15 protein-coding genes are annotated in these 16,417 nt (G+C 55.6%); 8 read left to right on the top strand and 7 right to left on the bottom strand.

Annotation, left to right across the window (positions count from 1 at the left end; genetic code table 11):
* Positions 1-79: 79 nt before the first annotated feature.
* The 7 genes from FHR99_RS03495 to gloB form a co-directional block, all read right to left on the bottom strand.
* Positions 80-1,081, bottom strand: coding sequence for an ABC transporter ATP-binding protein (locus FHR99_RS03495; protein ID WP_183409155.1), 1,002 nt, complete (start codon positions 1,079-1,081; stop codon positions 80-82).
* Positions 1,071-2,072, bottom strand: a complete 1,002-nt coding sequence (locus FHR99_RS03490; RefSeq protein WP_183409154.1) for an ABC transporter ATP-binding protein — start codon at positions 2,070-2,072, stop codon at positions 1,071-1,073. The genes FHR99_RS03495 and FHR99_RS03490 overlap by 11 nt, the downstream gene beginning before the upstream one ends.
* Complete coding sequence (locus tag FHR99_RS03485; protein ID WP_183409153.1) at positions 2,069-3,877, bottom strand: extracellular solute-binding protein; 1,809 nt, start codon at positions 3,875-3,877, stop codon at positions 2,069-2,071. The genes FHR99_RS03490 and FHR99_RS03485 overlap by 4 nt, the downstream gene beginning before the upstream one ends.
* Positions 3,870-4,910, bottom strand: a complete 1,041-nt coding sequence (locus FHR99_RS03480) for an ABC transporter permease (protein ID WP_183410118.1) — start codon at positions 4,908-4,910, stop codon at positions 3,870-3,872. The genes FHR99_RS03485 and FHR99_RS03480 overlap by 8 nt, the downstream gene beginning before the upstream one ends.
* A 2-nt stretch (positions 4,911-4,912) precedes the next feature.
* On the bottom strand, positions 4,913-5,941 hold the full coding sequence (locus FHR99_RS03475; RefSeq protein ID WP_183409152.1) for an ABC transporter permease subunit: 1,029 nt from the start codon (positions 5,939-5,941) through the stop codon (positions 4,913-4,915).
* A 24-nt stretch (positions 5,942-5,965) separates the two neighbouring features.
* Positions 5,966-7,585, bottom strand: a complete 1,620-nt coding sequence (locus FHR99_RS03470) for a lytic transglycosylase (protein ID WP_246386450.1) — start codon at positions 7,583-7,585, stop codon at positions 5,966-5,968.
* A 72-nt stretch (positions 7,586-7,657) separates the two neighbouring features.
* Positions 7,658-8,431, bottom strand: coding sequence for a hydroxyacylglutathione hydrolase (gene gloB / locus FHR99_RS03465; RefSeq protein WP_183409151.1), 774 nt, complete (start codon positions 8,429-8,431; stop codon positions 7,658-7,660).
* A gap of 115 nt (positions 8,432-8,546) precedes the next feature.
* On the opposite strand from gloB, the gene FHR99_RS03460 reads away from it, so the two are divergent.
* The 8 genes from FHR99_RS03460 to FHR99_RS03425 all read left to right on the top strand — a co-directional run bounded on the left by FHR99_RS03460 (position 8,547) and on the right by FHR99_RS03425 (position 16,414).
* The gene (locus FHR99_RS03460) at positions 8,547-9,335 is read left to right on the top strand and encodes a methyltransferase domain-containing protein (RefSeq protein WP_183409150.1); all 789 of its coding nucleotides are present in this window, start codon (positions 8,547-8,549) and stop codon (positions 9,333-9,335) included.
* 7 nt (positions 9,336-9,342) lie between these two features.
* On the top strand, positions 9,343-9,777 hold the full coding sequence (gene rnhA, locus FHR99_RS03455; RefSeq protein ID WP_183409149.1) for a ribonuclease HI: 435 nt from the start codon (positions 9,343-9,345) through the stop codon (positions 9,775-9,777).
* A gap of 22 nt (positions 9,778-9,799) precedes the next feature.
* Positions 9,800-10,519, top strand: a complete 720-nt coding sequence (gene dnaQ, locus FHR99_RS03450; protein ID WP_183409148.1) for a DNA polymerase III subunit epsilon — start codon at positions 9,800-9,802, stop codon at positions 10,517-10,519.
* Positions 10,520-10,846: 327 nt separating this feature from the next.
* Entirely contained in the window at positions 10,847-12,574 is a 1,728-nt protein-coding gene (locus tag FHR99_RS03445) for a FimL-related protein (protein ID WP_183409147.1), read from the top strand.
* Positions 12,575-12,607: 33 nt separating this feature from the next.
* Positions 12,608-13,258, top strand: coding sequence for a cation/multidrug efflux pump (locus FHR99_RS03440; protein WP_183409146.1), 651 nt, complete (start codon positions 12,608-12,610; stop codon positions 13,256-13,258).
* A gap of 58 nt (positions 13,259-13,316) precedes the next feature.
* Positions 13,317-14,357, top strand: a complete 1,041-nt coding sequence (gene sohB / locus FHR99_RS03435) for a protease SohB (RefSeq protein ID WP_183409145.1) — start codon at positions 13,317-13,319, stop codon at positions 14,355-14,357.
* Between the two features lie 56 nt (positions 14,358-14,413).
* Positions 14,414-14,845: a type II secretion system major pseudopilin GspG gene (gene gspG / locus FHR99_RS03430; RefSeq protein WP_183409144.1), complete on the top strand. Its 432-nt coding sequence runs from the start codon at positions 14,414-14,416 to the stop codon at positions 14,843-14,845.
* 81 nt (positions 14,846-14,926) lie between these two features.
* The gene (locus FHR99_RS03425) at positions 14,927-16,414 is read left to right on the top strand and encodes a WS/DGAT/MGAT family O-acyltransferase (RefSeq protein WP_183409143.1); all 1,488 of its coding nucleotides are present in this window, start codon (positions 14,927-14,929) and stop codon (positions 16,412-16,414) included.
* Positions 16,415-16,417 lie beyond the last annotated feature (3 nt).

Here is a 16,417-nt window from a genome sequence, read left to right as displayed (position 1 = left end):
TTCATGGTGATGTAAGCCGCCGTCGTAGATATATGGCGGGCAAACTGTGCAAAAAGCGGCAAAATAATAGCATTATCGGTCAGCTATCGACCATCCCTGCTTGAGAATGAGGCAGCGGAAAGTGGCATGCAGCGCGAGGCCGGTGCGTTTCATTGGTCTCAGGCAAGACCGGCTCGTCCTGCAGACAGCGGGCTTGCGCATGCGGGCAGCGCGGCGCAAAGGCACAACCGGCTTCTGCCTCCCGTGTGCTGATTTCGCCCTGTACCATCTCCACCTTGCGCCAGTCTTTACCGAATCCCGGTACGGCATTGAGCAGGGCGCGTGTGTAGGGGTGGGCTGGTGATTCACAGACCCGCTGCGCCTCGCCAATCTCGACCAATTTGCCCTTGTACATCACCGCGATCCGATCCGAGATATGTTGTACCACCGATAGATCGTGAGAAATGAACAGCATGGCCAGGTGCATTTTCTGTTGAATGTCGAGCAGGAGATTCAGAATCTGCGCCTGCACGGAGACATCGAGTGCTGATACCGCTTCGTCACAAATCAGCAGCTCCGGCTCCAGCGCAATGGCTCGTGCGATACCGATGCGTTGACGCTGGCCGCCCGAAAATTCGTGGGGGTATTTGTTAAGCGCATCGTTGCCGAGCCCGACAACCTCCAGCAATTCTTCTACCCGGCGATGGCGTTCAGCCTGATTGCCGCGTTGGTGCACGATCAGCGGTTCTTCGAGGATGTGAGAAACCGTATGGCGAGGGTTTAGCGATTCAAACGGATCCTGAAACACCATTTGCATCTGCGGTCGCAGATTGCGCCACTGTTTCTGATTCAGCCCTGTGAGGCAATGCTCTTTAAAGTAGACCTCGCCACCGGTTGGCGCGTGGAGGTTGAGCAGGGCCTTGCCGAGACTGCTTTTGCCGCAGCCGGATTCGCCGACCAGACCCAATGTCTCGCCGGGCAGAATATCAAGGCTGACTCCGTCGACGGCTTTGATCGTGTTTTTGTGTTGTTTTAATACACCGTAGCGCTGATAGAAGTGCAGGCTGAGGGATGCGGTTCGCAGCAGCGTGTCAGTCGACATGGGCTAGCTCCTGTGCCAGTTCCCGCCAGCGCAGACAGCGAACCGGGTGCGCGCTGTCGCTCTCGTCCATAACAACAGCTTCAGTACGACAGTGTTCGTTTGCATGCTGACAACGGTTACGAAAGCGACAGTATTCGCCGTACTGCTCGGGTTTGGCCACGGTTCCGGGAATGGCGGGTAATCGCTGTTTATGCCCGTTGGCTGCGCTTGGTGTTGAGGCTAAAAGTGCGCGCGTATAAGGGTGGCGCGGCTCTGCAAACAGGGTGCTGCTGGCTGCGGTTTCCACAATTTGGCCCGCATACATAACAGCAATGCGATCACTGATTTGAGAAACCAGCGCCAGATCGTGGGTGATGAACAGCAGGGCGGTGTTGTGTTCGCGCTGCAGGCATTTGATCAAGTGAAGAATCTGAGCCTGTACCGTGACGTCCAGCGCCGTGGTTGGCTCATCTGCGATCAGTAGTGCGGGTTCACAGGCCAGCGCCATGGCGATCATAACCCGTTGCCGTTGACCGCCGGACAGTTCGTGCGGGTAACTGTCGAAGCGCGATTCCGGCTGCGGTATGCCGACGCTGTTAAGCAGTTCGATGACGCGCTGCTTTTGTTGCGCGGGCTTGCGCGCGCGTCCATGAACTGTCAAAACCTCGGCAATTTGATCGCCGATGCGGTGCACCGGATTCAGTGCGGTCATTGGATCCTGAAAGATCATGCTGATACGGTCGCCGCGCAGTTTTGCAAATTGGTTGGGGCTCAGGGCGCGAAGATCCTGATCCTGAAAAATCATCGCACCACCGTCGACAAACACATCAGGCTTTGGCAGCAGGCCGGTAAGGGATAGGGCGGTCAGACTTTTGCCACTTCCGGATTCACCCACTAGACCGAGGGTCTCACCGGGACGCAGTTGCAGGCTGACGCCGTCAACCACCGTATGGGTAGCGTGTTCGCCGCGGATGCGAGTGCGCAGATTGCGGACGTCCAGTAAAAAACTCATTTGCGCCAGGTCTCGTCAATGATCAGGCTGGGTTTGGCGCGCTCAATGTCGCCGTCTTCAATGCGTTGCCGGGTTTCTGTATCAATCCAGAACAGTCCGCCGGTGCTCCCCATAACGGAAAATACCGAGTCGCTGGTGCGCGTGGCATGGCCCGGGGGAAGCTTCAGCCAGCGCCAGTAGCCCTCGCGGGTGTAAGGCACTTTAAAGGTCGGGATAAAAGACCCTTGGACATGAACCAGTTCCTGCAGTTTGTGGGCAAGGCGCACCCGTTCGGCTTTTTCCGTGGCTTTGCGGTACTCGCCAATGTAGCGGTCGATTTCCGGGTTATTGGTGTTGGTGATGTTGTTATTCTGCGGCTTGTGGGCATTATCGGAATGATAGAACTCCCAAAACACCGGAGAGAGGCCACCTCCGGACCAGCCCATCCAGGCGATCTGGTGTTTCTTCTCCAGTACCTGTTTGAAACCGGTTGATGCGTCCAGCAACTGCAGCTGGAAGTCGATTCCGGCCTTGAGTGCTTCGCGTTGAATAATCACCAGTCGATCACTGTGATTACTGCTGAAATAGGTTATGCGCAGACTCAGCTGCTGACCGTTTTTCATGCGAATACCCTGGCCATTGCGTTCCTGCCAGCCCGCCTCATCCAACAGTTGATTGGCTTTGACGAGATCAAATTCTCTGGCACGAATACCGGGGTGGGTATAGTCGCCGTAACCTTCGTATTGCGAGTTGAGGCGCTCGTAATCACCGCGCAGCACGGTATCGATAACCTTCTGCACGTTGGTGGCATGGGCGATGGCGTAGCGCACCTTGATGTCACCCAGAATGGGGTCGTCTTCATTCAGGTACATGCCGGAGGAAGGCTGAGGTACGTCGTTATAAAATTTGATTTTGCCGACCAGACCGTCTTCATAAATATCGCCCTGGGCTTTTTTGTGCCAAAAGCGTGGTGAATTCAGCGGGAAAGTATCCAGTTCACCTTTGGCGAAATACTGGTAGGCCATGTTGATATCGCGGATAACCTTCACCCGCACGTGGTCCGGATTAAAGCGGTGTTTCAAGTAGCGATTGCTATCGCCCCACCAGTCGGCTTTGCGCTCGAACTCAACGTACTTTCCCTTGCGTATCTTGCTGATCTGGTAGGGGCCGGTATTGGGTTCGATCTTCCAGTTGTAGTTGCGCACCCAGTTTTCATCGAGTTGATGAAAATGTTCCGGGGTAGGGCGCAGACCGTATTCGTAGAGCAGCTCTTCACGGGGTTTGGGAACCGCACCCGTGATAGAAATGGTGTGGTCGTCGAATTTTCTTACGTCGACGATCACATTGCTGTAGTGATTGTTGTACCAGGGCGCGACGATATGTTCGGAGCGCATAAACTCGAGTGTGTAGAGGTAATCGTCGGCAGTTACCGGTTCACCGTCAGACCAGCGGGCGCGCGGATCAAGCCGGTAATACACCGTTTTGCCATCCTCAGCAAAGGCCCAGTGCGTGGCGAGCATGGGGATGGGGTTCAGGGTATTCGGGTGAAAATCCACCAGACCCAGCGCGTTGGCCCGGAGAAAATACGCGAAACTGCCATTCGCATCCGGGCCCACCAGTCGCAAGGTCAGCGGGAAGGTGGTGATAAAACTGCGAAAGCGACCGCCGCGCACCGCTTCCGGCGAGGCGAAGATCGGATCATCGAGATTGGTTTGCCACTTGAGGTTCGTTGGCAAATTCGGGGTCGAATTTTCTGCGAGCGCCATAATCGGCTGTAGCAGCAAGGCCAAGACCAGCGAAGTGATGAATGACAAAAGCTTACTCATAATAACTGAACTTTCGTGGATCAAAGGCTTCACGAATGGCTTCGCCAATGTAGGTCACCAGCATTAGCACCAGCGTCATGGCTACCACCACGGACATGACCATCCACAGGGAATCGAGGTTTTCCGTGCCCTGTTTAAGGAGTTCTCCCCAGCTGGGTGTGGGTGGTGGCAAACCAAAGCCCAGATAGTCGAGCGCAGTCAGTGAGGTGATGCCGCCGGCGACGGAGAAGGGCACAAAGGTAATCAGTGTGGAAACACTGTTAGGCAGTATATGGCGGAACACAATCCGGCTGTTAGACGCGCCGATCGCACGCGCGGCCATAACATAGTCCCGTGCCGCTTCTTTGTAGGTGGCGGTGCGCATATACCAGGTGATGCCGGTCCAGCCGAAAAACACCATGATCGCCACCAGTGTCCAGAAGCCCGGTTGCACGATCGACGCCACGATCATGATCACGTAGAGAAAGGGCACGTTTGACCAGATCTCAATGATGCGCTGAAAAATCAGATCGAAGCTGCCCCCCCAAAAACCCATCAGGCAACCGATGCTGACGCCGATCAGATAATTGAAAACAAGCAGCAGGAGGGAAAACAGCAGGGCGATGCGAAAGCCGTAGATAATGCGCGCCAGTACATCGCGACCGCTGGTGTCTGTCCCGAGATAGTGTTTGGTCTCCAGCGAAGGCGCATGCGGTGGGAAATCACCCACCGCCAGATCAGTTTCCAGAGGGCCGTAGGGCACGGGCGGCATGATCACCAGCCCCTCACCATTGGCTTCAAGACGGGTTTTGAGGGCTTTGTAATCCGTTTCGTAGCGGTAGTCGAAGCCAAAGGTCTCGCCGGGAATAATGTCGCCGTAGGTGGGGAAGTACCACTCGCCTTCATAAACCACCAGCAGGGCGCGTTGGCTGGCGATTAATTCTGCACCTAGGCTGAGTACAAACAATACGGCCAGAATAATGGCCGAGTAATAACCCCGACGTATGGCCTTGAAACGTTCCAGGCGTTTGCGCGCTACGGGATTGAGTCGCAGCATCAGCGAGCCTCCCCGAAGCGGATGCGTGGATCAACGAGCGCGACCAGAAAATCGGAAATGATATTGCCGATCAGAAACAGCAAGGAAGTGATAACAAGAATACCGAGCACGACGGGATAGTCGCGCTCCAGAATAGCCTCGTAACCGAGCAGTCCTATGCCATCGATATTGAAGATGGTTTCGATCAAAAACGAACCGCTCATAAAAAAGGCGATATTGCCGCCAAAGGAGGTGGCAATCGGAATCAGGCTGTTGCGAAAGGCGTGGCGCCAGACGGCTTTCGAGCGGGTAAGTCCCTTGGCCGCTGCGGTGCGCATATAGTCAGCGGCCTGATTGTCCATCAGTGCGTTTTTCATCATGAACGTCGTAACCGCAAAACTGCCCGCCATATAGGCGATCAAAGGCAGTGTGCCGTGATACAGAATATCCTTGAACTTATTCCAGGTGTTCAGTTCGTCATAGTCGTCGCTGACAAAACCGCCCAGAGGGAATACGTCCCAATGCGCCGCAAACAGCGAAACCAGGGCGATGCCGACTACATAACTGGGCAGTGCGTAGCCGAGAAAGATAACAGCTGACGATGCGTTGTCGAACCAGCTGTTGTGATGCAGAGCCTTGCTGACCCCCAGGGGAATACAGACCAGATAGGTAATAATCAGCGTGGTCAGCCCGTAAAATATGGATACGGGAAAGCGCTCTTTGATGATATGCCACACCGGGTCGTGATAGCGGCTGGATTCACCGAGGTCAAACTGCAGTACTTTTCCCAACCAGTCCGCGTAACTCTGCAGAATCGGTTTGTCGAAACCGTAGTAAGCTTCCAGTTGCTGAATCTGTTCTTCCGACAGGGTGTTGCCGCTTTGGGTGTCGCGTCTGGCGCCGGCTTGCTCTCCGCTGATCATGGCCGCCGTCATCATTCGTTCTATCGGGCCGCCCGGCACAACCCGGGTGACCGCAAAGACGAGGAGGGTGATGCCGATAAATGTAGGAACAATCAGCAGAAAGCGTCGTATGAAATAGGCGCTCATAGAGTCCTTTCAGGTGTTTGAGTTTTAGCGACCGGACAGCTGGGTAACGTCTACGTAGAGGCTGAGCACCTGCCCCGGCTTTAGGTATTTGCTGGTGTCGATGTTATTCCACTGCGCAATTTCATTGACGTTAACACTGAAGCGGTCTGCGATTCTCGCCAGTGAATCACCCCGGCGCACGGTGTAAGACACCCAGCGTATAACACTGCGGCTGCCGCGATCACCGGAAGCGACGCTGATAGGCTCAGACTGCCAGATAACCAGTTTGCGGCCAATCTTTAGCGGATCCTTTGGCACCATGTTATTCCAGCGCGCTAGCTCGTTGACATTAACCCGATAGCGACGGCTAATGGTCCAGAGAGATTCTCCCGATTTTACCTGGTGATAGACAGCCTGTTTGCCGGTACTTTGCCCCTTCTGTTGGGCAGCGGCCAGTCGCTGGCCTTCGCTCAGCGAATAGTGACTGTCATCCATCGACGCAGACGGTAGCAGCAGAGTCTGACCGGCACGGATGGCGTTGCTTTTCAGTTCGTTTGCTGCCTTTATTGTGGCGATATCCGTATTAAAGCGGCGGGCAATCTTGATGAGGCTATCACCGGGAGCTACCTGATAGCGACGCCAGTTCAGGCGCTGCGAGGGTGGAATGCCTGCCAGTGCCTGTCGAAACTGTTCGGCACTTTGCACCGGTATGGCGAGGCGGTGCGGGCCGTTGGGGTCTGTGGCCCAACGGTTGTAACCGGGGTTGTAGTGGTAAATTTCATCAATACTGATGCCCGCCAGTTCGGCGGCCTGAGCCAGATCAATCTGGCCATCGGTGTCAATAACTTCAAAGGTCGCTTCATTCGGGATAGGGGCGATAGCAATGCCTTCTTCCTCTGAGCGTTTAATCAGCTGGGTGAGGGCCAACAGCTTGGGAATATAGGCTTCTGTTTCTTCGGGCAGTGAGAGCGACCAGAAATCGGTATCCCGCCCGGCTTTGCGGTTGCGGCGAATGGCGCGATTTACGGTGGTGGCGCCTGAATTATAGGCTGCCATGGCCAATAGCCAGTCGCCGTCGAAGCGCGAATGCAATTCCAGCAGGTAGTCGAGAGCCGCCTCGGTAGACGCCAGTACATCGCGCCGACCGTCGTACCACCAGGTTCGAGGCAACCCCATATGCCGGGCGGTTACCGGCACAAACTGCCACAAGCCGGCGGCCCGGCCATGGGAATAGGCGAAGGGGTCAAAGGAGCTTTCGATCGCCGGAAGCAGGGCAAATTCGAGGGGCATGTTGCGTTCGTTGATGGCTTCAACGATATAGTGCATGTAGCGGCTTGATCGCTCGCTAATTGTCTGCAGGTATACCGGGCGGTCACGATAGAATTCGAAATATTCCTGAACCCGCGGGTTGTCCGTGTAGTCAGTCAGCTGGAAACCGCTGGTGATATGCTCCCAGAGGTCGGAGTCGGCCTCTTGAGTCTGCTCTGCAAGACCCTGCAATTTGCAGTCGCCGCGGCGGATCGAGCCTTTTTTGCAGCTGGTTTTTAGCTTGGGTTCGGTAGCACTGCTTTCCTGACGAGGTTGCGGCGCACAGGCGCCGAGTATAACCAGGGAAAGAACAAGAAAAATGGCTTTTGACTTATTCTTCGAAATCGACATTCTCATACAAAATTTACCATCAGCTGATACTGCGTCACTGAATGGTTTGCCTGCTGAAAGTCCAGGCAAAACAATCGTCTAAAAGTTATCCTTCCAGCGTCTTATCGCTGCAAATATGTCTTCTTCCCTGTCAATGTGAATATTAGCATATTCCTTTGCGGACACTTGTACAGCGGCCTGATCGGCACGCAGAAAGGGGTTGGTTGCTCGTTCCTCGGCGAGGCTTGAGGGAACCGTCGGCTGATTTTGACTGCGCAGGTCTTCGACCTGGCGTATGCGCTCGGCAAGTTGGGTATTCTGGGGCTCTACGGCGTGGGCAAAGGCCAGATTGGCTTGCGTGTACTCGTGGGCGCAATACACGCGCGTTTCGCCCGGCAAGGCCTTCAGTCGGCCGAGGGAGTGGTGCATCTGCTCCGGTGTGCCTTCAAATAATCGGCCGCAGCCGCCGGCAAACAGCGTATCGCCGCAGAACAGGCTTGGCTGGTCGGTCTGGGCCGTGTAAAAGGCAATGTGATCCAGAGTGTGGCCGGGCACCGCTAGCACCTCGAATTCGAGTGCCAACAGTTCGACGCGATCGCCGTCTTTGACAGCTTCGTTGATTTCCGGGGCAGAGCTTGCCGGGCCGACGATGCGCAAATCACTGTGACTTTTTACCAGCTCGGGCAGGGCGCCAACGTGATCAAAGTGGTGATGGGTAATGAGTATCCCCTGCAAACTCAGATCCCGTGCACGCAAGTGCTGCTCTACCGGGGCGGCTTCGCCAGGGTCGACTACCCAAGCCTGCCCCTGAGAATCGGACAGGCACCAGATATAGTTGTCACTGAAGGCTGAAATCGGTTCTATAGTAATCATGCATACTCAGATTCAGGATTTTGGGGTACGCTAATTGACTGCTGTCGGGAACGCAAGCAAAGTTCCTGCCAGCCGACAGTGGCATTAGAGTGCATTCAGGGCGAGGAGTTTCACTGTGTCCACATGGCGACGCCAGGCTCCCGATGCGGAGCTGCTGCCAAAGCTGAAGGCCTGGTTTGACTCGGAGCTGGGTCGTCAGCTGCTGAACGAAGAGCGCGTGCTGATCGAAGCGGCGCTGGAAGGTGCCTTTGGGCACTCGTTGCTGGAGCTGGGACTTAGTGGTCGCACCCTGGCCTCGCGCCCAGATGCCATTCGCCGTCACTACTGCATGGGGCCACCCTTGCAGCGCGATTTGGGCAAGCATCTGGATGTGATGAGTGGCTACGCAGATTTGCCCGTGGCCAACGAAAGTCAGGATGTGGTGATCGTTCATCACCTGCTGGAATTTATCGCCAACCCCCACAATATGCTGCGTGAGCTGGAGCGCGTTATTGTGCCTCACGGGCGGCTGTTGATTGTCGGCTTCAACCCGCTTTCGTTGCTCGGTCTGAAATTACATGCGGTAGGGCGCCTGTCCAGTAACAGTGTCTGGCGCCAACACTGGCTGACGCTGTATCGGCTTGAAGACTGGCTGGGTCTTTTGGGATTCAAGGTAGATAAACGCTGGTATGGCTTTCATCGGCTACCGGTGAATAAGCCGCATTGGTTGAATAAGCCTCTCCCCATGGAGCCGGTAAGTCTGAGAAAAGTCCCCATGGGTGGAACTTTTCTGCTATCGGCGACAAAATACCGCGCTCCGGTCACGCCGGTGCGCCCGCGCTGGATTCGTGAGCCCGTGGTCAATGTACGCCCGCTAGGAGCGGCCCGTCAGGGCAATTTCTCCCTAAGTGAGCACAATCAGTGAGCAATAAATGACAGTTGAAGTATTTACCGACGGTGCCTGCCGAGGGAATCCGGGGCCCGGCGGCTGGGGCGTCCTGTTGCGTTATAAGGGCGTTGAAAAAGAGCTTTACGGCGGCGAGCGCGAAACCACCAACAACCGAATGGAGCTGATGGCAGCCATCGAAGGCTTGCAGGCGCTGAGACGCCCCAGTGAAGTCGTTATTACCACGGATTCTCAATACGTGCGCAAGGGGATCACCGAGTGGATTGCCAACTGGAAGCGACGCGACTGGCGCACGGCAGACAAGAAGCCCGTTAAGAACAAAGATCTCTGGCAAAAGCTGGATGCGCTGAGCCAGCAGCACAAGATTGAGTGGCGCTGGGTCAAGGGCCACAGTGGTCACCGGGAAAATGAAATTGCTGATCAGCTGGCCAACCGCGGCATCGATAATCTTTCGCGCTGAAAGACACCGTCAGGAGTAAAGAGTGACACGTCAAGTCGTACTGGATACAGAAACCACCGGCCTTGAGCCTTCCCAGGGGCACCGGATCATCGAAATCGGCTGCGTAGAGCTGGTCAACCGCCGTCTGACCGGGCGTCATTACCACCAGTACATCAATCCCGAGCGTGAGGTTGAGGCCGGGGCGATTGAAGTTCACGGGATAACCAATGAATTTCTCGCCGACAAGCCGGTTTTTGCGGCGATCGCCGACGACTTCATGGATTTCATACGTGGCGCAGAGCTGGTCATTCACAACGCCCCCTTTGATGTTGGCTTTATCGACCATGAACTCAAGTTGCTGCAGCGCGATGAGCGCACAGCCGATAGTTGTCGAGTCATTGACAGTCTGGTGATGGCTCGACAGAAGCATCCGGGTCAGCGCAACAGTCTGGATGCCCTGTGCTCCCGCTACGGCGTCGATAATTCCCAGCGCGATCTGCACGGTGCCTTGCTGGATGCGGAGATTCTGGCAGATGTCTATCTGCTGATGACCGGTGGTCAAACGGATCTGGCGCTGGCCGGAGACAGCGCGAACTCCGGTGAGGGCGGTTCCGGAGTGACTGAAATAAGACGCGTTGCGGCCCAGCGACCTGCGCTAAAGGTTCTGCGCGCCAGTGACGACGAACTGGCGAATCACCAGCAGCAACTGCAGGCCATTGACAAGGCGAGTGGTGGTCAGTGTCGCTGGCTTGAGCCCTCCTGAAATGCTCTCATCAAGGCGTTAGCAGCTATGTTTGTCATTGACGAGTGCCGAATTTTGGCACTATTCACGTCAATCGGCATAGGCTGGCTATCGCTGGTAGGTAAACTGTTACAAGTTTAAATACAATCACTTATCGTGCACCGTTAATCAATTCAGCAGCTTCCTCTGAAGAGAGGCAAACCGGTCGGCGCAGGCGCCCGGCGGTATTTGGATCAATGCGCTACGACAGACAGTGCTCGACAATAAAAGCATCTCGGCCCATGCAGCCGGGGTGGCAAGGGGAATAGATGGCAGTCATTCTGGTTTTTGCCCGAGCGGGGGTGTTCCGTGCAGTATGAAGTCCCTGTCAATATGTCTTCTCTGGATCTGGTGTCGACCGAACTGGCGGCGACGCTGGATGAAGCGACAGATGCCTTTGAAGAGTATATTTCTGATACGGATAAGCTCGACAAGCTCAAAGACTGTGCGCAGCTAAGCTGGCAGATCGCCGGCACGCTGGATCTGATTCAAGTGCCCGGTGCCGCATTGCTGGCACGGAATATTGAGCAGGCCTTGCAGAGTTGCTGCGCCTCCGGTCGTGGCCCGAACGAAAAGCAGGCCGAAGCGCTTAGCACTTCCTTGTTTGTGCTGCCGCGCTATCTGGAATCAGTGGCCTCACGCCAGTCAGATATAGCGGTCATCCTGCTGCCGCAGGTCAATGAATTGCGAGCCGCTCATGGAAAAGAGCCCCTTTACGAGCACGCTCAGCTTGGCCTGAAGCTGCCGCAGTTTAGCCGCGAATTTTCACTCGAAGTACCGGTTCAGGCGGGAACGCCTGACCAGGAAACATTGAAGCGCCTGCGACATATGTATCAGGTGGGGCTCCTCGGCGTCCTCCGCGATTCACAGGTCAGCCTTCACCTGCGATTGATGTTCCGGGCCGTGCAGCGGCTGTGTGCCTTGATTCCGCCCGGCGAGGCCCAGCGCTTTTGGCTGTTGGGCAACGCGGTGCTGGATGCTTTCCAGGAGCGCAGGCTTGCGATTAACAGTACCCGGCGGCGGATTTTTACCGTGTTAGACAAGGCGTTCAGATCCTTGTCCTCTGACCCTCAAAAACTCACCGTAGTGCCCGATGCACCAGCTTGCGAACAGGAGATGCTGTACCTGCTGCAGATCAGTGACAGCGCCCCAGAGTCTATTGCCGGACGATTGCTCAAGGCCGCCGACATCGCGCCGCTTGATGTGACGGATCGCGATATGCAAGTCGCCATGCAGCGGATGTTTGGTCCCGGTTTGGATGCCATGAGCACAGTGATTCGCGAGTTGCGAGAAGAACTGCGCAATGCCACCGATATGCTGGAAATCCTGATGCAGAGCGGGCGTACTGACGAAGAGGAGGTTGCTCCGCTGTGTCAGATTCTGGTGCAGCTGGGCGGCATACTGCAGGTGCTTGGTCTGCCGACGCTGGCGCGTTACGCTCGGGCGCAGGCGGATCAGGCCAGAGCCCTGAAGGATATGGATCACACGGCAACGCTGGCGGCCTTGCCGAATATCGCCGACGCCATTCTCTTTATCCAGCATTCCCTCGACAATCTGGAACGCAATCCCGGCGCGGTAGAAGATCTGGACGATCTGACCCCGGATCGGCAATTGCAGATCAGTAGCATGAGCCAGCTGGAAACCTCGCGGCTATTGGTGTTCAAGGAGTCTGAATCCGGGATCAGTCTGGCCAAACGCGCCATCAGTGCCTACGTCGACTCCGACTACGATATCGCCCATATCTACAACGTCGGCACGACCCTTAACAGCATTCGAGGCGCCTTCCACGTACTGACGATGGGGCGTATTACCCGTGTGCTGACGGCTGCAGTTACCTTTGTGAACGACTTTGTCGAAAAACGTGACATGCGCAGCCCGGATAAGGCAAAACTGCTGCTGGAAACCCTGGCCGATGCATTGATCAGCGTGGAATACTACCTCACTGAGTTAAGCCGCCACCACCGCGCAGATGAAGAATTGCTGTCACTGGCGGAAGAAAGCCTGAAAGCGCTGGGCTACCAGGTTAAACCCGCCTGAGCCTGCACTCCGACCTGCTGAGGTTAGCCTCTGATGAGTTTAATGCTGCTGGTTTGTGCTCTGACTTTGCTCGCCATTGGCTTGCTGGTGCTCGCATTCCGCTTGCTGTTCAGCCTGCCAGTACTCAAACATTTCGCTCAAGGCGCGGTCGCGCTGAGTGCGGCCTTGCTCGCCGGAGTCGCTTTGTTCAGTGCCTGGGACCTATATTCCTACCGGGCCCTGCTGGAAGAGACGCCAGTGGCGGAGCTGGTATTTCATCGACAGGCGCCTCAGCAGTACCGGGTTGAACTCCGCGTAGATGACCAGGTTCAGGAGTTTGTGCTGAACGGTGATCAGTGGCAGCTCGATGCACGCATGATCAAGTGGCAATCGGTGGTGGCCAGGCTGGGCGTTGACCCGCTGTTCCGACTGGAGCGTTTGTCAGGTCGCTATGCAACGGTCAGTGACGAATTGAATAAACCGCGCAGTGTTCATGCGCTGGGTGAGTCGCGCGCAGTCGATCTGTGGCACTGGCTGCGTCAGAACGAACGCCTTGCACAATTTGCGGACGCCGATTACGGCAGCGCGGCCTATCTACCTATGGCGGACGGCGCGCGCTTTCAGGTTTCGATGACCAGTTTTGGCTTGATTGCACGGCCATTAAATGACGCGGCTGCTGTTGCCGTTGCAGAGTGGTCTTCTTGACAGGCTGCCCCTCGGACGCGAATATGCCTCGCCCACGTATTTGAACCCGGAGCACAATTTGGAATTTCTCTCGGATTACGGTCTGTTTCTCGCGAAAACGGTTACTTTTGTTGTCGCCGCCTTACTTATTATCGGCATGCTCAGTTCGCTCGGCGGCCGGCGCCGCGATAACGAGGGCCATATTGAAGTGACTGCGTTAAATGATCGCTTCGAAGACTGGGAAGAGCAGATCAAGTCCGTGGTTCTGGACGAAGCCAGCTTTAAGGCGGAACGCAAGGCTGCCCAGAAAAAAGCCAAGGCCGAGCGCAAAGCCAAAAAGAAAAGCGGGGCGGAAGAAAATGAAAAGCCGCGACTCTTCGTGCTCGATTTTGACGGCGATGTAAAAGCTTCAGATGTAGAGCATCTACGCCATGAAATTTCTGCCGTGCTGACGCTGGCCAAGCAGACCGATGAGGTCTTGGTGCGGCTGGAAAGTGCAGGTGGCATGGTGCACAGCTATGGACTTGCCGCGTCACAGTTGGCCCGTATTCGCAATCAAGGCATCCCGCTGACAATCGCCGTTGACCGAGTGGCGGCCAGTGGCGGCTACATGATGGCCTGTATCGGCAACCGTATTCTTGCTGCGCCCTTTGCGATACTGGGCTCTATCGGCGTCATTGCCCAGCTGCCGAACTTCAACCGTTTGCTGAAGCAGCATAACGTCGATTTTGAAATGCATACCGCGGGCGATTACAAGCGTACCTTGACCGTATTCGGTGAGAATACGGAGGAGGGGCGTGATAAATTCCGTGAGGAGCTTGAGGAAACGCACGTTCTGTTCAAACAGTTTGTGAGTGAAAACCGGCCTCAGGTAAATATTGAAAAAGTGGCTACTGGTGAAGTGTGGTACGGCTCGCAGGCTTTGGCCGAAAATCTGATTGATAGCATTTCTACCAGCGACGAGTATATTCTTCAGAAACGCGGAGACTGTGATCTCTTCGAAGTGAAATATGTCGCCAAAAAAACCTTGGCGGAAAAAGTAGGTGTTGCAGCACATGGCGCGTTTGATGCGGTGCTGGGTAAATGGATTTCACGTTTGAGTCAGCGGCCTCTGCTCTGAGGTGGTATCGTTAATCTTAAGGGATTGATGCAAACGTTCAACGCAAGAGGTAGTGCGTGCTTTCTCGCAATTGTGCCGGCCTGACAATTCAGGAAATACTCTTTCTGCTGCTGGTGATTGCCGGGGTTGTGGTCCTGCTGTACCCCGTGGTTAACGAGCGGCTGGACGAGTACCAGCAGGAGCAGGCGGAGTCGGATTTGCAGGATCTTGCCGCCGCGCTGGAGCAGTACAAGTTGGACAACCATTTCTATCCTACCTCCCGTCAGGGGCTGTCTGCGTTGGTGGAAAAACCCCGGTCGGGTCCGATTCCAAAGAACTGGAATCCTGAAGGCTACCTTACGCGCGGCGTGGTGCCGCTAGACCCCTGGGGCCAACCGTATTTCTATGAGAGCCGCGAAGCCGGACGATTCTACGATCTCAAAACGTTGGGTTCAGATATGAGCCCCGGCGGCACCGGGCTGGCGGCAGATATCAGTATCAGCCGCTAGATTCCGGTGGTTAGGCTTTCCGGCCTGTCTTGTCTATGCTAAGAAGTACATCAATATCGATTTCTAGCAGCAGGATGGCATATGAAACAACTTGGCGTACTCGACACCGCCTTTATTAACCTTGAGCAGACCAATACTCCCCAGCATATCGGAGGCATGGGGATATATGACCCTTCGACCGCGCCCGGCGGTTTTGTACGTTTCAAACAGGTAATCGCCAATTTTGAGCAGCGTCTGCACCGTCTACCGCTGTTTCGAACCCGCTTGCATCAGGTGCCCGGTAATCTGGACCGGCCCTACTGGGTCGTCGATGAGAATTTTGATGTCGAGTTCCACTTGCGCCACATCGCGCTGCCTCATCCCGGTGACTGGCGTCAGCTCTGCATTCAGATAGCCCGGTTGCATTCACGCCCGCTCGATATGTCCAGGCCGCTGTGGGAGGCCTATATCATTGAGGGCCTGGATAACATCTCGGATCTGCCGGAGGGCAGTTTTGCGGTTTATACCAAGATGCACCATGCGCTGGTTGACGGGGCGGGCGGACAATCGTTTATGGCCGCGCTGCACGATCTGGAACCTGAACCGGAAGAGAACTCCGACGCCATGCTCAATCAGGCGCCCATCGTTATTGATCACAAGCCCAATTCTGGTGAGCTTCTGGCGCGGGCGCTGGTCAATCAGACCCGCAATACCGTTTCCCTGGCCAGCGGCAGTGTTTCGCTGGCGCGGGATTTTGCCAAATTGGGCTACGGTATTTTCAAGAAAACCGTCCCACTGCCAGACATCAATGCACCGAAAACCCGTTTTAATACGCCGGTAGGCAAGCACCGGGCCTTTGAGGCGGCGACCTTCGCGCTGGAGGATTTTAAAGCGATCAAAAATGCCTTCGGCGTCAAAATCAACGACGTTGCACTGGCCGTCGTGTCTGGCGCCATGCGCCGTTATCTGGAGCAGTTGGGCGAATTGCCGGATGTTTCCCTGGCTGCAGGCATACCAATGAATATGCGTACCCGCCGTGGGGTCAATGAAGACAACAATCAAGTGGGCTCGGTATTCTGTAAACTGCACACGGATATTGCCGATCCGGTTGAGCGTTTAAGAGCCATACAACAGAGTGCAACCGACGCCAAAGAGTTTGGCGAGAAGTCGCCATTGGTCGACGCGATGAAACTGGTGGGAGTGTTCTCGCCGTGGTTTGCCAAGGGTGGGGCGAAACTCTATTCGAGTGGCAAGATCAGTCGCCATATGCCAGTGAATATCAGTACCGTGGTGACCAACGTGCCCGGCGCCAATTTTGACCTGTATTGCGCCGGTGCCCGCCTGGTTCGGTATCACGGCCTTGGCGTGCTGACACCCGGTGTAGGGCTGTTCCACGCGATATTTTCCTTTGGCGATAGCGTCACCATTTCAATCTTGGCTGATCGTGAACAGCTGGAAGATCCGATGCAGTATCGCGAACATGTCGAAGCCTCGTTTGAAGAGCTGAAATCACTCGCGGCCAAAGCGAGTCAACCGAAGACGAAGGCGTCCGGCAAGAGTCGTAAACGCAAAGCCTCCAGTGGCCAGTAAGGG

The organism is Litorivivens lipolytica, assembly GCF_014191715.1.
In the GTDB taxonomy this organism is placed as follows: Bacteria; Pseudomonadota; Gammaproteobacteria; order Pseudomonadales; family Spongiibacteraceae; genus Litorivivens; species Litorivivens lipolytica.
The sequence above is the reverse complement of the archived record's forward strand: the minus strand, read 5'-3'. Positions and strand labels throughout refer to the sequence as shown.